Source organism: Pseudoalteromonas sp. S1609 (genome assembly GCF_005887255.1).
GTDB lineage: Bacteria > Pseudomonadota > Gammaproteobacteria > Enterobacterales > Alteromonadaceae > Pseudoalteromonas.
The window spans coordinates 73,840-93,076 of record NZ_PNDJ01000016.1; the positions used below are offsets into that span (position 1 = coordinate 73,840).

At 38.5% G+C, this 19,237-nt stretch carries 11 protein-coding genes; 10 read left to right on the forward strand and 1 reads right to left on the reverse strand.

The genetic code is table 11. From position 1 onward, the window contains the following. Window positions 1-85 precede the first annotated feature (85 nt). The 9 genes from CWB76_RS05565 to CWB76_RS05605 all read left to right on the forward strand — a co-directional run bounded on the left by CWB76_RS05565 (window position 86) and on the right by CWB76_RS05605 (window position 16,351). Window positions 86-1,081: a WD40/YVTN/BNR-like repeat-containing protein gene (locus CWB76_RS05565; protein ID WP_138606063.1), complete on the forward strand. Its 996-nt coding sequence runs from the start codon at window positions 86-88 to the stop codon at window positions 1,079-1,081. After that, complete coding sequence (locus CWB76_RS05570) at window positions 1,081-3,402, forward strand: efflux RND transporter permease subunit (protein ID WP_138606065.1); 2,322 nt, start codon at window positions 1,081-1,083, stop codon at window positions 3,400-3,402. Before CWB76_RS05565 ends, CWB76_RS05570 begins: the two co-directional genes overlap by 1 nt. 210 nt (window positions 3,403-3,612) lie before the next feature. Continuing rightward, a complete protein-coding gene (locus CWB76_RS05575; protein ID WP_138606067.1) occupies window positions 3,613-8,454 on the forward strand; it encodes an NAD-glutamate dehydrogenase in 4,842 nt (1,613 codons plus the stop codon). A 105-nt stretch (window positions 8,455-8,559) separates the two neighbouring features. Beyond that, window positions 8,560-9,570, forward strand: a complete 1,011-nt coding sequence (gene pyrD / locus CWB76_RS05580) for a quinone-dependent dihydroorotate dehydrogenase (protein ID WP_138606069.1) — start codon at window positions 8,560-8,562, stop codon at window positions 9,568-9,570. 130 nt (window positions 9,571-9,700) lie between these two features. Further along, window positions 9,701-10,231 carry a cell division protein ZapC gene (locus CWB76_RS05585; RefSeq protein ID WP_138606071.1) on the forward strand — a complete coding sequence of 177 codons (531 nt, stop codon included), beginning with the start codon at window positions 9,701-9,703 and terminating at the stop codon, window positions 10,229-10,231. Window positions 10,232-10,321: 90 nt separating this feature from the next. Then, on the forward strand, window positions 10,322-12,439 hold the full coding sequence (gene rlmKL, locus CWB76_RS05590; protein WP_010390144.1) for a bifunctional 23S rRNA (guanine(2069)-N(7))-methyltransferase RlmK/23S rRNA (guanine(2445)-N(2))-methyltransferase RlmL: 2,118 nt from the start codon (window positions 10,322-10,324) through the stop codon (window positions 12,437-12,439). Continuing rightward, window positions 12,432-12,671 (forward strand): glutaredoxin family protein, encoded by a 240-nt coding sequence (locus tag CWB76_RS05595; RefSeq protein WP_008112065.1) that lies wholly within the window; start codon window positions 12,432-12,434, stop codon window positions 12,669-12,671. Before rlmKL ends, CWB76_RS05595 begins: the two co-directional genes overlap by 8 nt. Before the next feature lie 15 nt (window positions 12,672-12,686). Continuing rightward, window positions 12,687-14,600 (forward strand): ATP-binding cassette ATPase Uup, encoded by a 1,914-nt coding sequence (gene uup / locus CWB76_RS05600; RefSeq protein WP_138606073.1) that lies wholly within the window; start codon window positions 12,687-12,689, stop codon window positions 14,598-14,600. Window positions 14,601-14,611: 11 nt separating this feature from the next. After that, on the forward strand, window positions 14,612-16,351 hold the full coding sequence (locus tag CWB76_RS05605; protein WP_138606075.1) for a DUF3466 family protein: 1,740 nt from the start codon (window positions 14,612-14,614) through the stop codon (window positions 16,349-16,351). 94 nt (window positions 16,352-16,445) lie between these two features. On the opposite strand, the gene CWB76_RS05610 is transcribed toward CWB76_RS05605, so the two are convergent. After that, complete coding sequence (locus CWB76_RS05610; protein ID WP_138606077.1) at window positions 16,446-16,952, reverse strand: DUF2062 domain-containing protein; 507 nt, start codon at window positions 16,950-16,952, stop codon at window positions 16,446-16,448. Here CWB76_RS05610 and CWB76_RS05615 point away from each other — a divergent pair. Continuing rightward, window positions 16,932-19,199: a DNA internalization-related competence protein ComEC/Rec2 gene (locus CWB76_RS05615; protein WP_138606079.1), complete on the forward strand. Its 2,268-nt coding sequence runs from the start codon at window positions 16,932-16,934 to the stop codon at window positions 19,197-19,199. The two genes, CWB76_RS05610 and CWB76_RS05615, sit on opposite strands and share 21 nt — an antisense overlap. Window positions 19,200-19,237: the final 38 nt, after the last annotated feature.

Consider the following 19,237-nt stretch of genomic DNA (forward strand, 5'->3'; position numbering starts at 1 on the left):
TTTCACATCGCGTTTGTCTATTAACGCACAGGTTTTCCTCTTTATAACAGACAAACAAATCCTCAGTTCAAGGCGAATTAAATTTATGAAGTATTTGGTCTATGCCAGCCTGATCCTAAGCGGTGCGAGTTTTGCACAAGACGCACCTCAAAGTGCGATTAGCGCAATTAATGCAGATAAAACACTCCTTACCGATATTACCCAAACTTCAGCTGGGCTTATTGCTGTAGGTAAACATGGGACGGTCATTAAAAGTATTGATGGTAGCGATTGGCAACAAGCGAAATCAGTACCTACACAAGTATTACTAACAGCGGTTGAATTTACTAATGATTCTAATGGCTGGGCATGTGGACATGACGCCACAATTATTAATACCACCGATGGTGGTGAAAATTGGCAGTTACAACAAGCAAAACCAAGCTTAGATAAACCCTGTCTAGATATTTATTTTAAAGATGACTTAAATGGCTATGCTGTTGGCGCTTACGGTATGTTTTATCAAACAAGTGATGGCGGAAAACATTGGCAAAAACGCTTTTTAGATTCGCTGTTATTTAGTGAAGATAGAGATTATTTAAATGACTTAAAACAAACAGATCCTGAGGGTTACGAAATAGAAACCTCGTCTATATTACCTCATTTTAATCGCATTGAACCGACAAGTTCGGGTTTAATACTGGTCGGTGAGATGGGCTTAATGGCAAAAAGTGATGACGATGGCCAAACATGGCAACGTTTAGATGAGATTTACCCTGGTTCATTTTTTGGTTTTGCTTCAGATTCATCGCAACAAATTGTTGCAGGGTTACGTGGTAATATTTTTATAAATAAAACCGATAGTCAGCAGTGGCAGCACTTAGACAATGATAAAACAGCTACTGTAAATAGCATCATTAATTATAACAATAAACAATGGCTATTATTGGCTAATAGCGGTGTTATTTTTCAGCTTAAAGATGATGTGTTGTCTTACGAGCAGTTGGCTGATGGTAAAGCGATTCTTGATGGCGTGATTGTTAAAGATAAACTGATCATGACAACAGAAAACGGCATTAAAGTGAAGGAGTTGACCCCTTAATGCAAGCAATTTTAGATTTTTTAGAAAAAGCGATTTTTAGACACCGCTTAGTGGTGCTCATAAGTTTTGTGTTGATCACCTGTTTATTGGTTTTTAAAGCAACGCAAATTGAGCTCGACGCGTCATTTAATAAAAATATTCCGCTTAACCATGATTATATGAAGGTGTACACCAAACATGAGAAACAGTTTGGTGGCGCTAATAGTATTTTAATTTCAGTATGTGATGACAGTGGTGATATTTTTAATCCTGAATTTTTTACTCAATTAAAAGCCGTACATGACCAACTTTACTTTATTCCAGGAGTAAATCGTCCTTTAGTAAATTCAATATTTTCACCTAGTGCGCGCTTTGTTGAAGTTGTTGAAGACGGCTTTGCTGGCGGGCCTATTATACCAGCCAACTTTAAAGCCGATAAGCAAGGCTTAGGAATTGTTAAAGAGAACATTGAAAAGGCCAAAGTAGTGGGTCGTATGATAGCAAGCGATTATTCGTGTGCCATGGTCACCGCCCAATTGTTAGAGACTGATCCGCAAACACAAGAAAAATTAGACACTCTCGCTTTTGCAAAAAAATTAGAAAGCGAAATTCGTGAGCCTCTAAGTACCGAAAAAATCAGTATTCATATTATTGGTTTTGCAAAAATGGCCGGCGATATAGCCGAGGGCGCAAAAGGGGTTGTATTATTTTTTGCTATTGCAATTGCGTTTACTTTTGTCATGGTATGGCTATTTTGTGGCAGCTTAAAACTCACTATTTTACCGATTGTGTGTTCAATTATTGCGGTAATTTGGCAGTTAGGATTGCTTTCTAGTTTAGGCTTTGGTCTTGATCCTATGTCTATCTTAGTGCCATTTTTAGTGTTCGCTATTGGCGTAAGCCACGGTGTGCAGATGATTAACGCCATTGGTAAAAAGGTTGCTGAAGGTAAGTCTACAGCAATATGTTGCCAATCAAGCTTTAGAGCTTTACTTGTGCCTGGCGGGATTGCGTTGTTATCTGATACGGTTGGCTTTTTAACCCTATTAACCATTGATATCGGTATTATTCGTGAACTTGCTATTACAGCGAGTTTAGGTGTGGCAGTGATTATATTTACTAATCTGATTTTGTTGCCAGTGTGGGCATCGTATATGCGCTTTGAAAACAGCATCCATATTCAATCAGGTGATGCTAATAAACCGAACATACTTGATGCAATGCGCGATTTATTAGTTAAAGCAACCGATCCAAAAACAGCAAAAATTATTATTGGTTTCACTTTGGTTTTATTTGCACTGGGCTATTGGCAAGCAGATAAAATGCGTATTGGTGATTTACATGCAGGAGCACCATCCTTGCACCAAGATGCACGTTACAACCAAGATACTTTCTTAATATCGGACAAATACACAATTTCATCTGATATTCTTAAAGTCATTGTAGAGGCTTACCCTGCAGCGTGTACCGAGCATGACGTCATGGAGCGTATATCACGCTTTCAATATAAAGTTGAAAATTTAGCCGGTGTACAATCAGCGGTCAGCCTAAGTTCAGTGGCACAGTCAGTTAATGCCGGTTATAACGAGGGCAATTTAAAATGGCAAAGTTTGCCGCGCAATTCTGCCAGTTTGGTGCAGTCAACCTCTCGCGTTGAAACCAGCACAGGGTTATTAAACGGTGATTGTTCAGTAATGCCCGTGATTATATTTTTAGATGATCACAAAGCACAAACTATTGATAACGTTATTGCAAAAGTAAAACAATTTGCTGTAGAAGAGGGCACAGATAAACTTGCTTTCAAATTGGCATCAGGCCCTGTAGGTGTAATGGCAGCAACTAACGAGTCTGTTTCAGCTGCACAAATCCCTATGATGCTCTATGTTTATGGTGCGGTGATTATTTTATGCTTACTAAGTTTTAAGAGCGTAAAAGCAACTATTGCAGTGGTATTACCTTTGTACATAGTATCAACCCTTGCACAAGCACTTATGGTACAACTTGAGATTGGTCTAACTGTTTCAACTTTACCAGTAATTGCTTTGGGTGTAGGTATTGGTGTTGATTACGGTATTTATATTTTGTCATCAATGATGGGGCAGTTAAAACAAAACGTGCCACTGAGTATTGCTTATCGTAATGCATTAGTTGAACGTGGGAGTGCGGTGTTATTTACCGGTATTACGTTAGCAATTGGTGTTAGTACGTGGATTTTTTCTGATTTGAAGTTCCAAGTTGATATGGGAATTCTGCTTACCTTCATGTTTTTAGTAAATATGTTGGGTGCAGTGTTACTTTTACCTGCAATTGGCAGCTTGCTCTGGACTGACCAGAAAAAATAAGGTGAATAAATTTGCTCCTAAATGGCCAGTAATGGCCATTTATATCTATATTTTGTGAATAGATGACCAAATAGCTGAAATGCTTAAAATGTTTTCATCGAAAAGGCTGTTTATTAGTTTTAAAAGGGTTAGAATTTAACTGACTCCACGCTAATAAATGGCTGTACAAATATTCTGCTAAACTAGCAGTGATAGATTAAGGAACATACAATGACACGAAATGAAGGCCAAGCCTCGGTTATTTTAGATAACGTCTGTAAGCTTATCCAGAAAAAAGTTCGCGCTGATAATGTGTTACTCGTTGAGAAATTCGCCAAAGCCTTGTACAGCAATATGTCTAAAGAGGATTTGGCAAATCGCAACGACAGTGACTTATATGGTGCTGCACTCAGCCTTTGGAATTCGCTAGAAAAAAATACATCAGATGACGCAGTTATTCGCGTTTTCAACCCTGAAGTGGCTAAAGATGGCTGGCAGTCATCACATACCATTGTAGAGATCATTGCTAAAGACATGCCGTTTTTAGTGGACTCTGTACGAATGGCCATGACACGAGAAAACATTGCCTCTCATTTACTTCTTCATAGCCCGCTGAAAATTCAACGTGATAAGAACGATAAAATATCAGGGTTATCAAGCTTAAAAGCAGAGCAAGAATCAACATCAACAAAAACTGTATTCTTCATAGAAATTGACCGTCAAACAGATGCAACTGTTATTGAGTCTTTCAAAAAAGAACTTGAATCAGTACTCGTTGATGTATCGATTGCGGTTGAAGATTGGCAGCCTATTCGCGAAAAATTAATCGCGGTAAGCAAAAGCTTGCCTAAAAGCCATAAAGATAAAAGTGATAACGAAATAAATGAAACCGTTGAATTTTTAGATTGGTTAGTGAAAGACAATTTCACATTAATGGGTTATCGCCAATATGAACTTTCACCAGTTCAGGGCGACTATCAATTAAAGGGTAAAATGGATACCAGCTTAGGGTTAATGAAAAACTCTGATGCTGAGCATACACGTTTGCTTTCTGAGTTACCTGAAGTGGCGCGCCAAGAGGCACGCAGTAGCAACCTATTAATTTTAACTAAAACTAATTCATTGTCTCGCGTCCACCGTCCAGCTTACATAGATTATGTGGGTGTAAAACGTTTTGATGACAAAGGCAATGTTATTGGTGAAGATCGTTTCATCGGTTTGTTTTCATCAAACTTTTACAACAATAGCGCTGCTGATGTACCGGTTCTTAAAAGTAAAATTAATCGTATTATGGATATGTGTGACTTCGCTAAAGGGACACATGCATACAAAGCCGTATTAAATATATTAGAAACTTACCCACGTGACGAACTGGTTCAAGCTCGAGAGAATGAGTTACTTGAAGTTGCCATGGGCGTATTGCAAATACAAGAACGCGACATGTGTCGTTTATTTGTTCGTAAAGATGCATATGGTCGTTTTTTATCATGCATGGTTTATGTACCTCGAGAGCGTTATAACACAGCGCTTCGTCGCGAAACGCAGGCTATTTTAGCCAACGCATTTAATTCTGACGTTAAAGTCGAATTTACTACCTATTTCTCTGAGTCTACACTGGCGCGTACCCATTACACTGTTCGTGTGACCGACAACAATATTGAATTTAACGTGAAAGACATAGAAAACAACCTAATAGAAGCCGCTCGTACTTGGGAAGATAAATTACAATCAGCCTTACTTGAATCTGCTGGTGAGGCCCGTGGTAATGAATTAAACCGTAAATATTGCAATGCCTTTGCACGCTCATACAAAGAAGAAGTATTACCTAGCGCTGCAGTGGTCGATATTGAAAAGCTAGAAATGCTAAGCGATGATAACAAGTTAGAAATGTTGTTCTATCGCCCACAAGAAGAAGCAAGCAGCAATATTGTGCGTTTAAGCTTATTCCATAAAGATGAGCCAATTCATTTATCTGACGTTATGCCAATGCTTGAAAACTTTGGTCTACGTGTTGTAGGTGAAACGCCATACTCGGTTAAAACTAGTGATGGTGGCGTAAATTGGGTCATGGATTTCTCTATGCTAATTGACAGCAAAGGGATGGCTGATTTTGATAAGATCTCTGCACGTTTTCGCGCTGCATTAACCAGTGTATGGGCAAACCGTTTAGAAAACGATGGCTTTAACCGTCTAGTGCTAATGGGTGGTTTAACGGGTCGTGAATCATCAATTTTACGTGCATACGCAAAATACATGCGCCAAATAGGGGTTACTTTCTCGCAAACGTATATTGAAAGTACCTTTGCAAATTACCCGCATATTGCCGCTAAAATTGTTAACTTATTCTCTAAAAAGTTCTCTGTAAAAAGCCCTGCAAGTGCTAAAACACTTGAAAAACTAGGCTTAGAAATTTATGCAGAGTTAGAAAACGTAGCGAACCTTGATGATGATCGTATTATCCGTTTATACGTTGATATGATTGTTGCTACATTACGTACTAACTACTTCCAAAAAGATGCTGAAGGCAAGTTTAAGTCTTACATCTCACTTAAAATTCAGCCAAGTTTAATTCCAGAAGTCCCACTACCTGTACCAGCGTTTGAGATATTTGTTTATTCTCCACGTGTTGAAGGTGTGCATTTACGCTTTGGTAAAGTTGCCCGTGGTGGATTGCGTTGGTCAGATCGTCGTGAAGATTTCCGTACAGAAGTACTTGGCTTAGTTAAAGCGCAACAAGTGAAAAATACCGTGATTGTGCCGGTAGGCTCAAAAGGTGGATTTGTATGTAAACAACTACCTAGTGAACGTGAAGCGTTTATTAAAGAAGGCCAAGAATGTTATAAAATCTTCATTCGTGGTTTATTAGATATCACAGATAATATTGACCGTGGTGAAATTGTACCTGCTGTTGATGTTACACGCCATGATGAAGACGATGCGTACCTAGTAGTAGCAGCGGATAAAGGCACTGCAACATTCTCTGATATTGCCAATGGTATCGCAAACGAATATAACTTCTGGCTAGGTGATGCGTTTGCATCAGGTGGTTCTGTAGGTTATGACCATAAGAAGATGGGTATTACAGCTCGTGGCGCTTGGGAGTCTGTAAAACGTCATTTCCGTGAAATGGATATTAACTGTCAAACCACAGATTTTACAGCAGTTGCTATCGGGGACATGGCCGGTGATGTATTTGGTAATGGTATGTTGTTATCAAAGCACATTCGTTTGCAAGTGGCGTTTAACCATCTACATATTTTTGTTGATCCAAATCCAGATGCAGCGGCTTCTTATCCAGAGCGCGAACGTTTATTTAATTTACCACGTTCATCATGGGAAGATTACAATAAAGAGCTAATTTCAAGCGGCGGTGGTATTTTCTCGCGTGCTGCTAAGTCGATTACGCTGACCCCTGAGATGAAAAAAATGTTAGGCACTAAAAAAGCCAGCATGACACCGAATGAATTGATCAAAGCATCATTAATGATGGATCATGATTTACTTTGGAATGGTGGTATAGGGACTTACATCAAGCATTCGAAAGAAACGGATGCCGATGTAGGGGACCGTGCCAATGATGCGTTGCGTATTAACGGTAAAGATCTTGGTGCTAAAATATTTGGCGAAGGCGGTAACTTAGGTGCAACCCAATTAGGTCGTATTGAATTTGCAGCTCAAGGCGGTCGTGTAAATACTGACTTCATCGATAACGTGGGCGGGGTTGCGTGTTCAGATAACGAAGTAAATATTAAAATTTTACTCAATGGCTTAGTTGCTGAAGGCGACTTAACGCGTAAGCAACGTGATGAGTTACTTTACTCAATGACCGATGAAGTGTCTGAATTAGTACTTAAAGATTGTTATCGTCAAACACACACTTTATCGATCACTCAATCTAAAGGGACCTCAACGCTTAAAGAAAAAATTCGCTTTATTCATGCACTTGAAAAAGACGGTAAGCTAGACCGTGCAATTGAGTTTATTCCTACAGATGAAGAGTTAGCAGAGCGCGCCGCTGCAGGTAAAGATTTAACACGCCCTGAGCTATCTGTATTAGTTTCTTACGCGAAAATGGTGCTAAAAGAGTCTTTGGTAACGGATGAAATTACTGAGAATCCATATTACCGTCAGTTATTAGTTAAATCATTCCCGCGCCCATTACGTGAGAAGTTTAATGATGCTATGGATAATCATCCACTACGCAAAGAGATTATTGCCACTAAGTTAGCAAATAATATTGTTAATGATATGGGCTTAAACTTTATGGTGCGAATGAATGAAGAAACCGGTGCAAACGAAGCTGAAATTGCATTGTGTTATTCAATCGCAAGTGAAATTTTCCAAATGCGTGAAACATGGTTATCTATTAGTGATTTAGATAATAAAATACCATCGAACGTACAAACAGAAATGTTATACCAGTTACGTCGTACTGTTCGTCGTGCAACACGTTGGTTCCTTCGTCATCGCACCAAAGCACAATCAATTGAGCAAGCGATTGAAATTTTCTCACCAACATTTGCCGATTTAAGTGAAAACTTAACTAAATACATCGTTAAAACAGAAAGCGATCGTATTGTAAGTGCCCGTGAAGAACTAACACAAAGCGGTGTACCTACAGATATCGCACAGCGCATTGTGTCGTTATCAAGCTTGTTCTCGGTAATGGATTTAACGCAAATTGCTCAAAACTCTAATCGTAAAATCGATATGGTGTCGCACACTTACTTTAAATTAGGTGCGCAAATGGGACTACATTGGTTCTTAGATCAAATCACTAATCAACCGGTTTCTAACCATTGGCAGGCATTAGCGCGTGCATCATATCGTGAAGAGTTAGATTGGCAGCAACGCACCTTGTCAGAAGTGGTATTAAACAGCTTTGAAGGTGAAAGCAGTGATGTAGATGGTCAAATTGAACAATGGATGGATAGTCAAGATCTGTTACTTCAACGTTGGAAGCAAATGTTGACAGAGTTTAAAACATCGCAAAGTCACGATTTTGCTAAGTTCTCAGTGGCATTAAGAGAGCTCATGTTACTCGGTCACAATTGTGATACATCAGCAAAGTAACAAACTGCTAATGATTAAAACTAATCGTTAAACAGTTTTTGTTATATAATACCTCAGCCTTGTCTGAGGTATTTTTTTGTCTACAATTTTAAGAGGATTATATTCATGTTCTACGATTTAGCTCGCCGTTTTATGTTTACCCGTGATGCGGAGTGGGCCCATGATTTTGCTCTTAATAACTTACGTCGCTTTGCTAACACGCCATTAAGTGCTGCATGGTCACAAAGCGTGGCAAATAAACCAGTGAACTTTTTAGGCCTCGAATTTAAAAACCCAGTAGGGCTTGCTGCAGGTCTTGATAAAAATGCGGAGTGTATCGAGGCATTCGCTCAAATGGGTTTTGGCTTTGTAGAAGTGGGTACAGTAACACCGCGTCCTCAAGCGGGGAACGATAAGCCGCGGATATTCAGGTTGCCGCAGTCAAATGCGATTATTAATCGTATGGGCTTTAATAACAAAGGTGTTGATAATTTAGTTAACAATGTTAAAGCAGCTAAATACGATGGTATTTTAGGTATCAATATTGGTAAAAATAAAGATACACCAAATGAGCAGGGTAAAGATGATTACATTCACTGTATGCGTAAAGTGTTTGAACATGCATCATACATCACTGTAAACATTTCATCACCCAATACCCCTGGCTTACGAGACCTGCAATATGGCGCAGCATTAGATGACTTATTACAAAGCTTGAAAAACGAACAGCTTGATTTAATTGCTAAGCACAATAAACAAGTGCCTATGTTGGTGAAAATTGCGCCAGACTTAGATCCAATTCAAATTGAACAAGTGAGTGAGTCACTGTTAAATAATAAAATTGATGGTGTTATAGCCACAAATACCACCTTAGAGCGTAGCTTAGTGCAAGGTCAGCAGTATGCTGATGAGGCAGGCGGTTTATCAGGAGCGCCAGTTAGAGAGCGTTCCACCCATGTTGTTTCTGAACTTAAGCGTTTAACAAATAATCAGTTACCTATTATTGGTGTGGGGGGGATTGATGATGCTCAATCAGCAAAAGAAAAATTTAATGCGGGTGCAGATTTAGTTCAAGTTTATACCGGTTTCATATACAAAGGACCGCAATTGGTCAAGTCGATCATTAACGACTTATAAGGATCAGTTATGTAAGCTTTTGATCGTTCGATAAATGTTCTAAAAAGACGTTTTAAAAATGGTCAAAAGCAGCTATACTCTAAGCTTATTGTCTTATTTTATTTTTTAAGTACTAAGTAGGGAGGAGCAAATGTTACAAGCGTCAAAGCAATGGCAGTGGATAGCGTGTGCTGAAAAAAACCGCTTGCTGCTTGATTTAAATGACGATATGCAACTTTGTACACCTTATAAGCTTAGACAGCTCACCGATTGTGCTTTTAAAAACCCATACTTCAGCCTTGAAGATGCAGCCTTTTATGAGCAAGTTTATTATTACCTTGCGCAGTTTAATTTATGGAATCCTGCCCAGTTATGCCAAATAGCGCTCAATGCAACGGCAGTTAAATTTCAATTAAAACCAGTGTTGGCAAAAAGTTGGTTTTTTAAACCGTATACTGGTAGTACACCTAGTACTGAAGCGGTTATTAATTTAAGCTCAGAATCACAAACTGGCGAGTTTTTAATTATAGAGCATTGTCCAGATGCTTCTGTGTGCATTAATTTAAGCGAAACCTTTGCACTAGATGACAATCTATCACTTGCCCAGTTTGAAGTTATCCGCGTTTTAAACAACCGAGTTCACCCCTTAATTACCTCACAGTACGATAGCCAAACAGCTTAGCCTAATTTAGTCTTTGAGGCTTGTTTAAGGCGTATTTGTACGCAAACCTATGTTATAATCCCGCGCAATTAGCTATTAAGGGTTTTTACTTTGCAATTTATCGCACTTACTTCTATCGGAATCGAAAATTTATTGGTTGATGAACTTACAGAACTTGGCGCTACGGTGTCAAAGCAAACTGTGGGTTCTGTTCGCTTTGAGGCTGACTCATTGCTAGCGCAAAAAGTGTGTTTATCTACACGCTTTGCTACGCGTGTACTTATGCTTATTGAAGAAAAAGAAGGCGTAAATGACAAAGACAGCTTGTACAAATTTGCACGCTTACAACCTTGGCAAGAATGGTTTGGCCCAACACAAACTTTTGCTGTTGATTTTAATGGCACAAACGATTCACTTAAAAATACCCAGTTTTCTGGTTTAGTAATTAAAGATGCGATTGTTGATTACTTTAACGATTTATTTGAACAGCGACCAAATGTAGATAAGCAAGATGCCAATGTGCGAGTGGTTGCACGTTTAAATCGTCATGGCGTTTCACTGTATATTGATTACTCAGGGCCGCGTTTATCAGAGCGTGGTTACCGTCAAGGTCAAGGCAAAGCACCCATAAAAGAGCATTTAGCTGCGGCAATAATAAAACGTAGTGGCTGGCTTGAAAATGTCAATCAACCACTATTCGATCCATGTTGTGGTGCCGGCACTATTTTAATAGAAGCGGCTGGAATGGCACGTAATGAAGCGCCTGGATTATTCCGTGAAGGATTCGCGTTTGAGCGTTTACCTAGCTTTAGAGTGGCAAAATTCAAAGAACTTAAAGAGCAACTTTTAGCGAATATTACTGATCCTAAATTATGGTTAATTGGCCATGATTACGATGCACAAGTACTTGATAAAGCGATTGCTAATGCGCAGCGTGCAGAGCTTGATACGGTGATTAAATTTAAGCAAAGCGATGCGACAAAACTGACGAGCGTTGCAAAATTGCCGGGTGTTGTTATTTCTAACTTACCTTATGGTGAGCGTATTGGTTCTATGGCTGAACTTGTAAACTTGCATCGTAGCTTAGGTGTTGGTTTTAAAAAGCACTTTAATCATTGGAAACTCGCTCTACTGGGCATGGATGAAAGCCTGTTTAAATTACTTAAATTAGTGAAGCAAAAACGCTATAAATTTAAAAATGGCCCCCTTGATGTTGAATTAAACCTGTATCAGCTTGATGACAAGCAAGTCAGCCTTACCTCTGATGACAAACCCGCTTTAAACTTCGAAGGCTCGATGGCATTTGCTAATCGCCTGAAAAAGAACAAGCAAGGCTTAAAAAATTGGCTTAAGCAAAATCAAGTCCATGCGTATCGTGTTTACGATGCAGATATTCCTGAATACAACGTTGCGGTTGATATTTATGGTGATTCAGCGGTTATTTTTGAATACGCAGCACCGAAAGAGATTGATGAAAAAACCTCTGAGAAGCGTTTACAAGATGTTATTAGCTTGACAGCACAACAACTTGATATTGCACCTGAAAACATTGCTGTAAAAGTACGTAAAAAGCAAAAGGGTGAAGAGCAATATACACCAATGGCTAAGCAAAATAGAACCATGGTAGTAGAAGAGTTTGGTGCTAAGTTTAAAGTTAATTTATTTGACTACTTAGACACGGGGCTATTTTTAGATCATCGCCTTGCACGTCGTTACATTCAAGAAAACGCAAAAGATAAGCGCTTTTTGAACCTGTTTGCATACACAGGAACCGCCTCAGTTCATGCAGCCATTGGTGGCGCAAAAGCGATTACTACCGTTGATTTATCTAAAACCTACTTAAAGTGGGGTCAAGATAACTTTGCGCTTAACGATATTAGCAATACACGTTATCGTTTTGAGCAAGCAGATTGTTTAAAATGGCTAGAGTATGCACAAGGGCAGTATGACCTGATCTTTTTAGATCCGCCTACTTTTTCAAATTCTAAACGAATGAAAGACGCGTTTGATGTGCAAAACGACCACATTAAGCTGTTAACTTGGGTTAAAAAAATATTGAGCCCATCGGGTACGCTAATATTCTCTAATAATAAACGCGGTTTTGTAATGGATGAAGTTGGCTTGATGGGGTTAGGGTTAAAAGCAGAAAATATTTCTGAAAAAACCTTATCTCCTGACTTTAAACGAAATAAAAAAATTCATAATAGCTGGTTAATTAAACATGGCTAAGTGGATTTTATATCACACCGACGGCTGCCACTTGTGCGAGCAAGCAGAGCAGCTGTTAAAACCGTTACTTTCATCAACCGATGAATTACAACTTATTGATATTATGAGCGATGACGCATTAATTTTAGAGTATCAAATAAGCATTCCGGTTTTAAAAAATCAACAAGGCCAACAATTATTTTGGCCTTTTACTGCACCTCAGGCGCAGCAGTTTTTAGCGCAAGCAGAATAAGAGTAAAGATTAACTATGGATTTAATTAGAATTTCAAAAGCACAATTAGCTTACGGTACACACCCATTACTTGATAATGCAGATGCAGTAATCGAAAGTGGCGAACGTGTGTGTATTGTAGGTCGCAATGGTGCAGGTAAATCAACGCTTTTAAAAGTACTCGACGGTCAAGTAATACTTGATGATGGCGAAATAAACCAAGTTGGTAGTTTAAAAATATCGCGTTTAGAGCAAGATCCACCTAAAGGGGCAAGTGGCACTGTATTTGATTACGTTGCCCAAGGTATGCCTGAAATTGCTAACTTACTGATTGATTTTCATCATGTAAGCACACAATTGCAAACAGATTGCACTGATCAACTATTAAATAAATTAGAGCGTTTATCTAATAAATTAGAGGCGGCAGATGGCTGGCGTTTTGATAGCCGAATTCAGCTTGTACTTACTCAATTAGAGCTAACTCCTGATGCGAAACTTGAGTCGCTTTCTGGTGGTTGGTTACGTAAAGTTGCATTAGCGCGTGCTTTAGTGAGTGAGCCTGATTTATTACTGCTCGATGAGCCTACTAACCACTTGGATATGACAAGTGTAATGTGGTTAGAGCAATTCCTAAAAGAATTTAAAGGCGGCATTGTATTTATATCTCATGACCGTGCATTTATTCGAGCTGTTGCTACACGTATTTTAGATTTAGATCGCGGTAAGCTAATTTCTTATCCTGGTGATTATGCCACTTACTTAGAACAAAAAGCGCATGATTTAAAAGTAGAAGAAACACAAAATGCATTGTTTGATAAACGCTTAGCGGAAGAAGAAGCGTGGATCCGCCAAGGTGTTAAAGCTCGTCGAACCCGTAATGAAGGCCGTGTTCGTGAGCTGAAACAATTACGTAATGAACGTAAACAACGTGTGGAACAAGTAGGTAAAACTGATTTCAATATCGAAACAGCTGATCGTTCAGGTAAACTAGTATTTGAAGCTAAACACCTAAATCATGCATTTAAAGACAAAGTGATAGCTGATAACTTCTCTACCCTAGTGATGCGTGGCGATCGTATTGGTTTGGTGGGGCCTAATGGTATTGGTAAAACAACGCTATTAAAATTGTTGTTTGGTGATTTAAAAGCAGACAGTGGTGAAATAAAGCAAGGTGTTAACTTAGAGTTTGCATATTTCGATCAGTACCGTGAGAAGCTTGATGAAGAAGCAACCGTTCAAGATAACGTTGCGGAAGGAAAGCAAGAAGTGATGATGGGCGGACGCTCACGTCACGTGTTAGGCTATTTACAAGACTTTTTATTTCCGCCAGCACGTGCTCGTACACCGGTAAAAGCACTTTCAGGTGGTGAGAAAAACAGGTTGTTATTAGCCAAGTTATTTTTGAAACCTTCAAATATATTAGTGCTCGATGAGCCTACCAATGACTTAGATATAGAAACATTAGAGCTCCTTGAGGATATTATTAACCAATATCAAGGTACTGTGCTTATAGTAAGCCACGACCGAGAGTTTATTGATAATACCTGTTCGAGTGTTTGGGCATTTGAAGGTAACGGCAAAGTCACTGATATAGTTGGTGGCTACAGTGATTATGAAGCGTATACCAACTATTTGGCGGAGCAGAACAAAGAGTTGCAAAAGCAGCCAGTCAAAAAAGTTGAAAAAATAGAGCCAACGCCAGTTAAAAGCAATAACAAAGCAAATAAACTCTCTTACAAATTAAAACTTGAACTAGAGCAACTACCTAATAAAATGGAGCAACTTGAAGCTGAGCTTGAAAAACAACAAGAACGAGTAAGTCACGAAGACTTTTTCAAGCAAGACAGTGATATAACAGCCAAGGAATTGAACCATTTAGCCCAACTTGAGTCTGACCTTGAAGCCGCTTTTGAGCGTTGGGAAGAACTTGAAGAATTAAAGAATCAGTAGTAAGGAATAAAATGAAATATAAATTACTCGCGGCCAGTGTTTTGGCTACACTGAGTACATCAGCATTGAGTGCAACGTACCAGTTAACCGAATTAGGTGACTTTGAAGCTGCAAAACATACATATGTTACTGATGTGAGTGAAAGTGGCCATGTCATTGGCGTTGCTAATGGCTTATACAACCTACCTATTGATATTAGTTATATTGATTTTACAGAAAGTTCAATCAATAGTGCTTACGACGCGGAAGTTGCAAGGTTTAAAGAAATTGACAAAGAAATAACCTTTACGCTTGATGACATAGAAAATAACGATGCGATTTACACTAATGCTGATGCGCATACTTTTATGGTTCGTTTTTTATCAAACTTGTCATCTAACTTTGAGTATCAAAAAATCAGTTCAATTATTGCTACAAATTATAATAGTGGTGTAATAACTGAGCAGCCTTTATTTGATATCGCTTCTGTTGATTACGACGGTCTGACCCGCTCGACAAGTAATTTTTATAATGGCGTTGCAGAAGACGGAACGACTGTTGGCTGGGGCAGTGCTCCTTTTGATAAAGTGAGTTTTACACCAGATGGCGAAACAGAGGAAGAAACGTGGTTTACCCGTGACTTCATAGAACGTGGGATTTTAATATCTGCAGATGGTGTTGAAGTGCCGTTTGTTCCAGAATTTACTGAACACGGTGGGACTAGTAAAGCATCTGATATTGTTGCCACTGACACAGGTTACATTGTTGTTGGTAATGTATCGGTCAGTATTCCTGCTGAGAGACAAACCACAATTACTGATAATTGTGATGGCCTTGATGAACCGGTAATGGCCTGTATTGAATCACTTAACAGTCGAAGTACGCGTGGTTTATTCAATAAAACAGCGGTTAAATGGACTCTAGATAGTGCCTATAATGTGACTTCAACAGAGCTGTTGGGTTTAGCGCTTACTCCAGAAGAAGATGAGGACACTAATCCTTTTATTAGTAATGCATTAGCGGTTAATAAAAATGATGTAGCGGTCGGTTTTTCGAACACTCGTTATTTTGACAGAGATTCGACAATTTTAACTATGCCAACTTATTTTAAAGACGGTGAAGTGGTTGATTTTATAAACCAGCAAGATGATTGGCAAGCTGGTAAAGCATTCGCGATAAATGATAATGACATTGTGGTTGGTTATGCTTCAAAAGGTATTGAAGGTAGTTTAATCGCCAAGTTCTTTCATCATAATATAAATACTAATACGACCGTATTTCCTGAAGATTATTTTACTAGCTCAAACTCATACGCGAATGACATTAATAACCAAGGTTACATCGTAGGTGAGGGTGAGGTTGGTGATACAGCCAGCACAAGACGCTCAGAAGCCTTTATTTATAAAATTGGCGATGACAAAATCACAAACTTAAATAGTTTACTACCTTGTTTTGACAGTGATGGTGAGACTAGTTTTAGTTATAAAATGGTAGAAGCGAAATCAATCAACGAAAACAATGAGGTATTTGGTGTAGCAACTAAAACGGTTGAAAAGTTAAATTCACGAGGCGAAGTTGTAACTGATATTAATGGCAATATTCAATATGAAAGTGTTGCTGTTGCGGTAAAACTTTCACCGATTGCTAATGGTGAAGTTGAAAACTGTAAAGCTCCAGATACAGAGTTTTATGAACGTAGCTCAGCCAGTTTCTCATGGTTTGGTTTACTATTGCTGCCATTAGTTGGATTAAGACGCGTTTTTCGTTTCTAGGTAATGCTATTCGTTTATAAAAAACCAACTTGTTAAGTTGGTTTTTTTTTGTCTATATTAAGGTAAAGAGCAGCCCTTTATGGAGAACTAGGCGCTAGTTATTTCTAGATATCCAAGCTTTTCTTACTGAGCGGCGCCAAATCAAGTCAATACCAAAATAGCCAATCACACTGGCAATAGATGCACACACAAGCGAACCCACTAAAAAAGCGGGGCCAATTGTCGTTAAACTTTCTATAAACCATGCCCAACTTGCTTCAAACGCAAAATGTTGCTCAGGTTGATTTAGCACTAATGTACCAACCAAGTACGAGCCGTAAAAGATAGGTGGCATTGTAAGTGGGTTAGTGATCCACACTAAAGCAACTGATATAGGCAAATTAACTCTTAAGATTATGGCTGCGGCAGCGGCTAGCACCATTTGAAAAGGAACAGGGATGAATGCAAAGAAAAGTCCAACGGCAAAAGCACCGCGTGCTGAGCGTCGATTTAAATGCCAAAGGTTAGCATCATGCAAAAGACGACCAAATATTTTTAGTGATTTGTGATGTCTAATTTTATTTGGATCAGGTAAAAACCGTTGGATTGTTTTTTTAGCCATTTAAAGCAACCATTTACGTCTGTGTGGATGAGTCTTGGATTTGTTGTCGGTGTCGTTATTACCGTGTTTTATTATCAAACCCTTGAATTTACAATTATCACAATTTCAATCCTCATTGTGAGCACGTATTTTAAGCCGTTTTTAACTGTATTGTTAGGCTTTATTTGCGGTATTTGCTGCGTAGCAGCACATTTTATCTTGTTTTATTCATTTGAGTTACCTAAACAGCACGAAAAATATGCTTATTCAGTCGATGTTGTTGTAGAAGAGGTTATTTCTGCTACACCTCCCCAATATGTAAAAGTTAAATTAACGCGTTTGGAAGACAGTGAATATAGTCACTTTAGGGCACCTTATGCCTTATTAAGTATCAATTTTGCACAACCAATTCATTCTGGTGATGCTTTTAATGCTCAAGTGAGACTTAAAAACTATAGATCCATTAAGAATTTTACTGTTTTTGATAATCAGCTTTATGCTTTTACACAAAAGATAGCGTTTAAAGGTACGGTGCTCAATAAACAGCTTAATATTAAAAGCTCTCAAAAAAGTAATGCCGTTTCAGCCTATAGAGTTTATGTCAAAAAGTTGGTAAATAATGCTGAGCTTAATTGGCTCTATTATACGTTGTTAACTGGCGATAAGTCTTTAATGACATTCGAGCATAAAGAGTTAATGCAGAGTCTTGGGTTAAGTCATTTATTAGCCATTTCTGGGTTACATATCTCTCTAGTGTTTGGTTTTTGTTATTTTGTCACACGGTTTTGTCTTAAGTTGGTTAAACCTGAACTAAATCAAGCATTAAATGTTTCTATTGTTTATAGCGCTGTTGGTTTTGTTGTAGCTTTTATTTATGTTTATTTAAGTAATTTTATCATTTCTGCAAGCCGCGCTTTAATTATGTTGGGCTGTTATTTGCTACTTTATTATTTGGCAAAGCAGTCATTGAGGTGGCGCAGTATTTTATTCGCACTGGTCATTATTTTAGCGATTAACCCATTTAGTGTATTAAACCCAGGGCTTTACTTTTCGTTTTTAGCAGTATGTATTATTTTTATTGTTTTAAAGCAATTTCCGCTTCGGGGTAACTCATTACTAGCCAATATACGAACATTATTTATTATTCAACTGGGATTATTTATTGGCTTATTACCCTTGTCATTATACTTTTTTAATGGTGTGAGTTTAGCGGGTTTAGTTTTAAATCTAGTCGCTATTCCCATTTTATCTTTTGTATTAATGCCTGCTTTATTTTTAAGTGTGTTACTGGGATTATTAACCGATTGGTACGCATTTATCGTATTATATGATTTTCCATTGGCCTATTTTTACCAAATGCTGCAGGCAATACCTCAGCAGGTACGTTGGCTTAATGTCGGACAGATAAGTATGACCACCATGGTGGCGCTTTATAGTGTTGTTCCTCTACTTTATTTTATTGAGCTTCGCTTACTGGCCTGCATTCCGATTTTGACTTTGCTTTTTAACCTTTACTCTACGCAAACCAGCCTTTGGCGGCTGAATGTATTCGATGTGGGCCATGGTTTAATGGTACTGATAGAAAAAGATAAACATGCGTTTATTTATGATTTTGGCCCGAGTTATTTTAATCGCTTTAGTCGTGTCACTAGTGTTTTACTACCCTATATTAATGCTCATAACCTAACAGTAACTAACTCGATTGTAAGCCATCAAGATAACGACCATTCAGGAGGCGTTGCGCACTTTAAAAAAGCCGGTTATGCATGGAGCTTTGATTATTTTCATCCCAATGGTGTATATAACGACTGCATAGCAACAACGATAGACTTTCAAGGTTTGAGTATTCAAACCTTTGCAAAAGAGGAGTTTAATAACAGTAATGATAATTCCTGTGTCGTTAAAATCTCAAGTGCCAACCATAGTGTGCTTCTCACTGGTGATATATCAAAGGCGAGGGAGTCTAAATTAATTAAACAAGGGCATGATTTACAAAGTACCGTTTTGTTAAGTCCTCATCACGGCAGTGATAGCTCTTCCAGTGTCGAGTTTATCGAGGCCGTAAACCCAACACTTGTGATTCATTCAAGTGCGTATCAAGGCCAGTGGCAATTTCCAAGTAAAGCGGTAGTTAAGCGTTACAATAAAATAAACGCCAAACAATATAGCACCGGTGATGTAGGACAAATTCGGGTTGATTTTTATGCTAAACACTTAGAGCTGAGTACCGCAAGAGGGGCGGAAAGTTATTGGTTTATCAAAGATTGACGTTTTGTTTTGCTGTTGCTAAGGATACAATAGGGGCT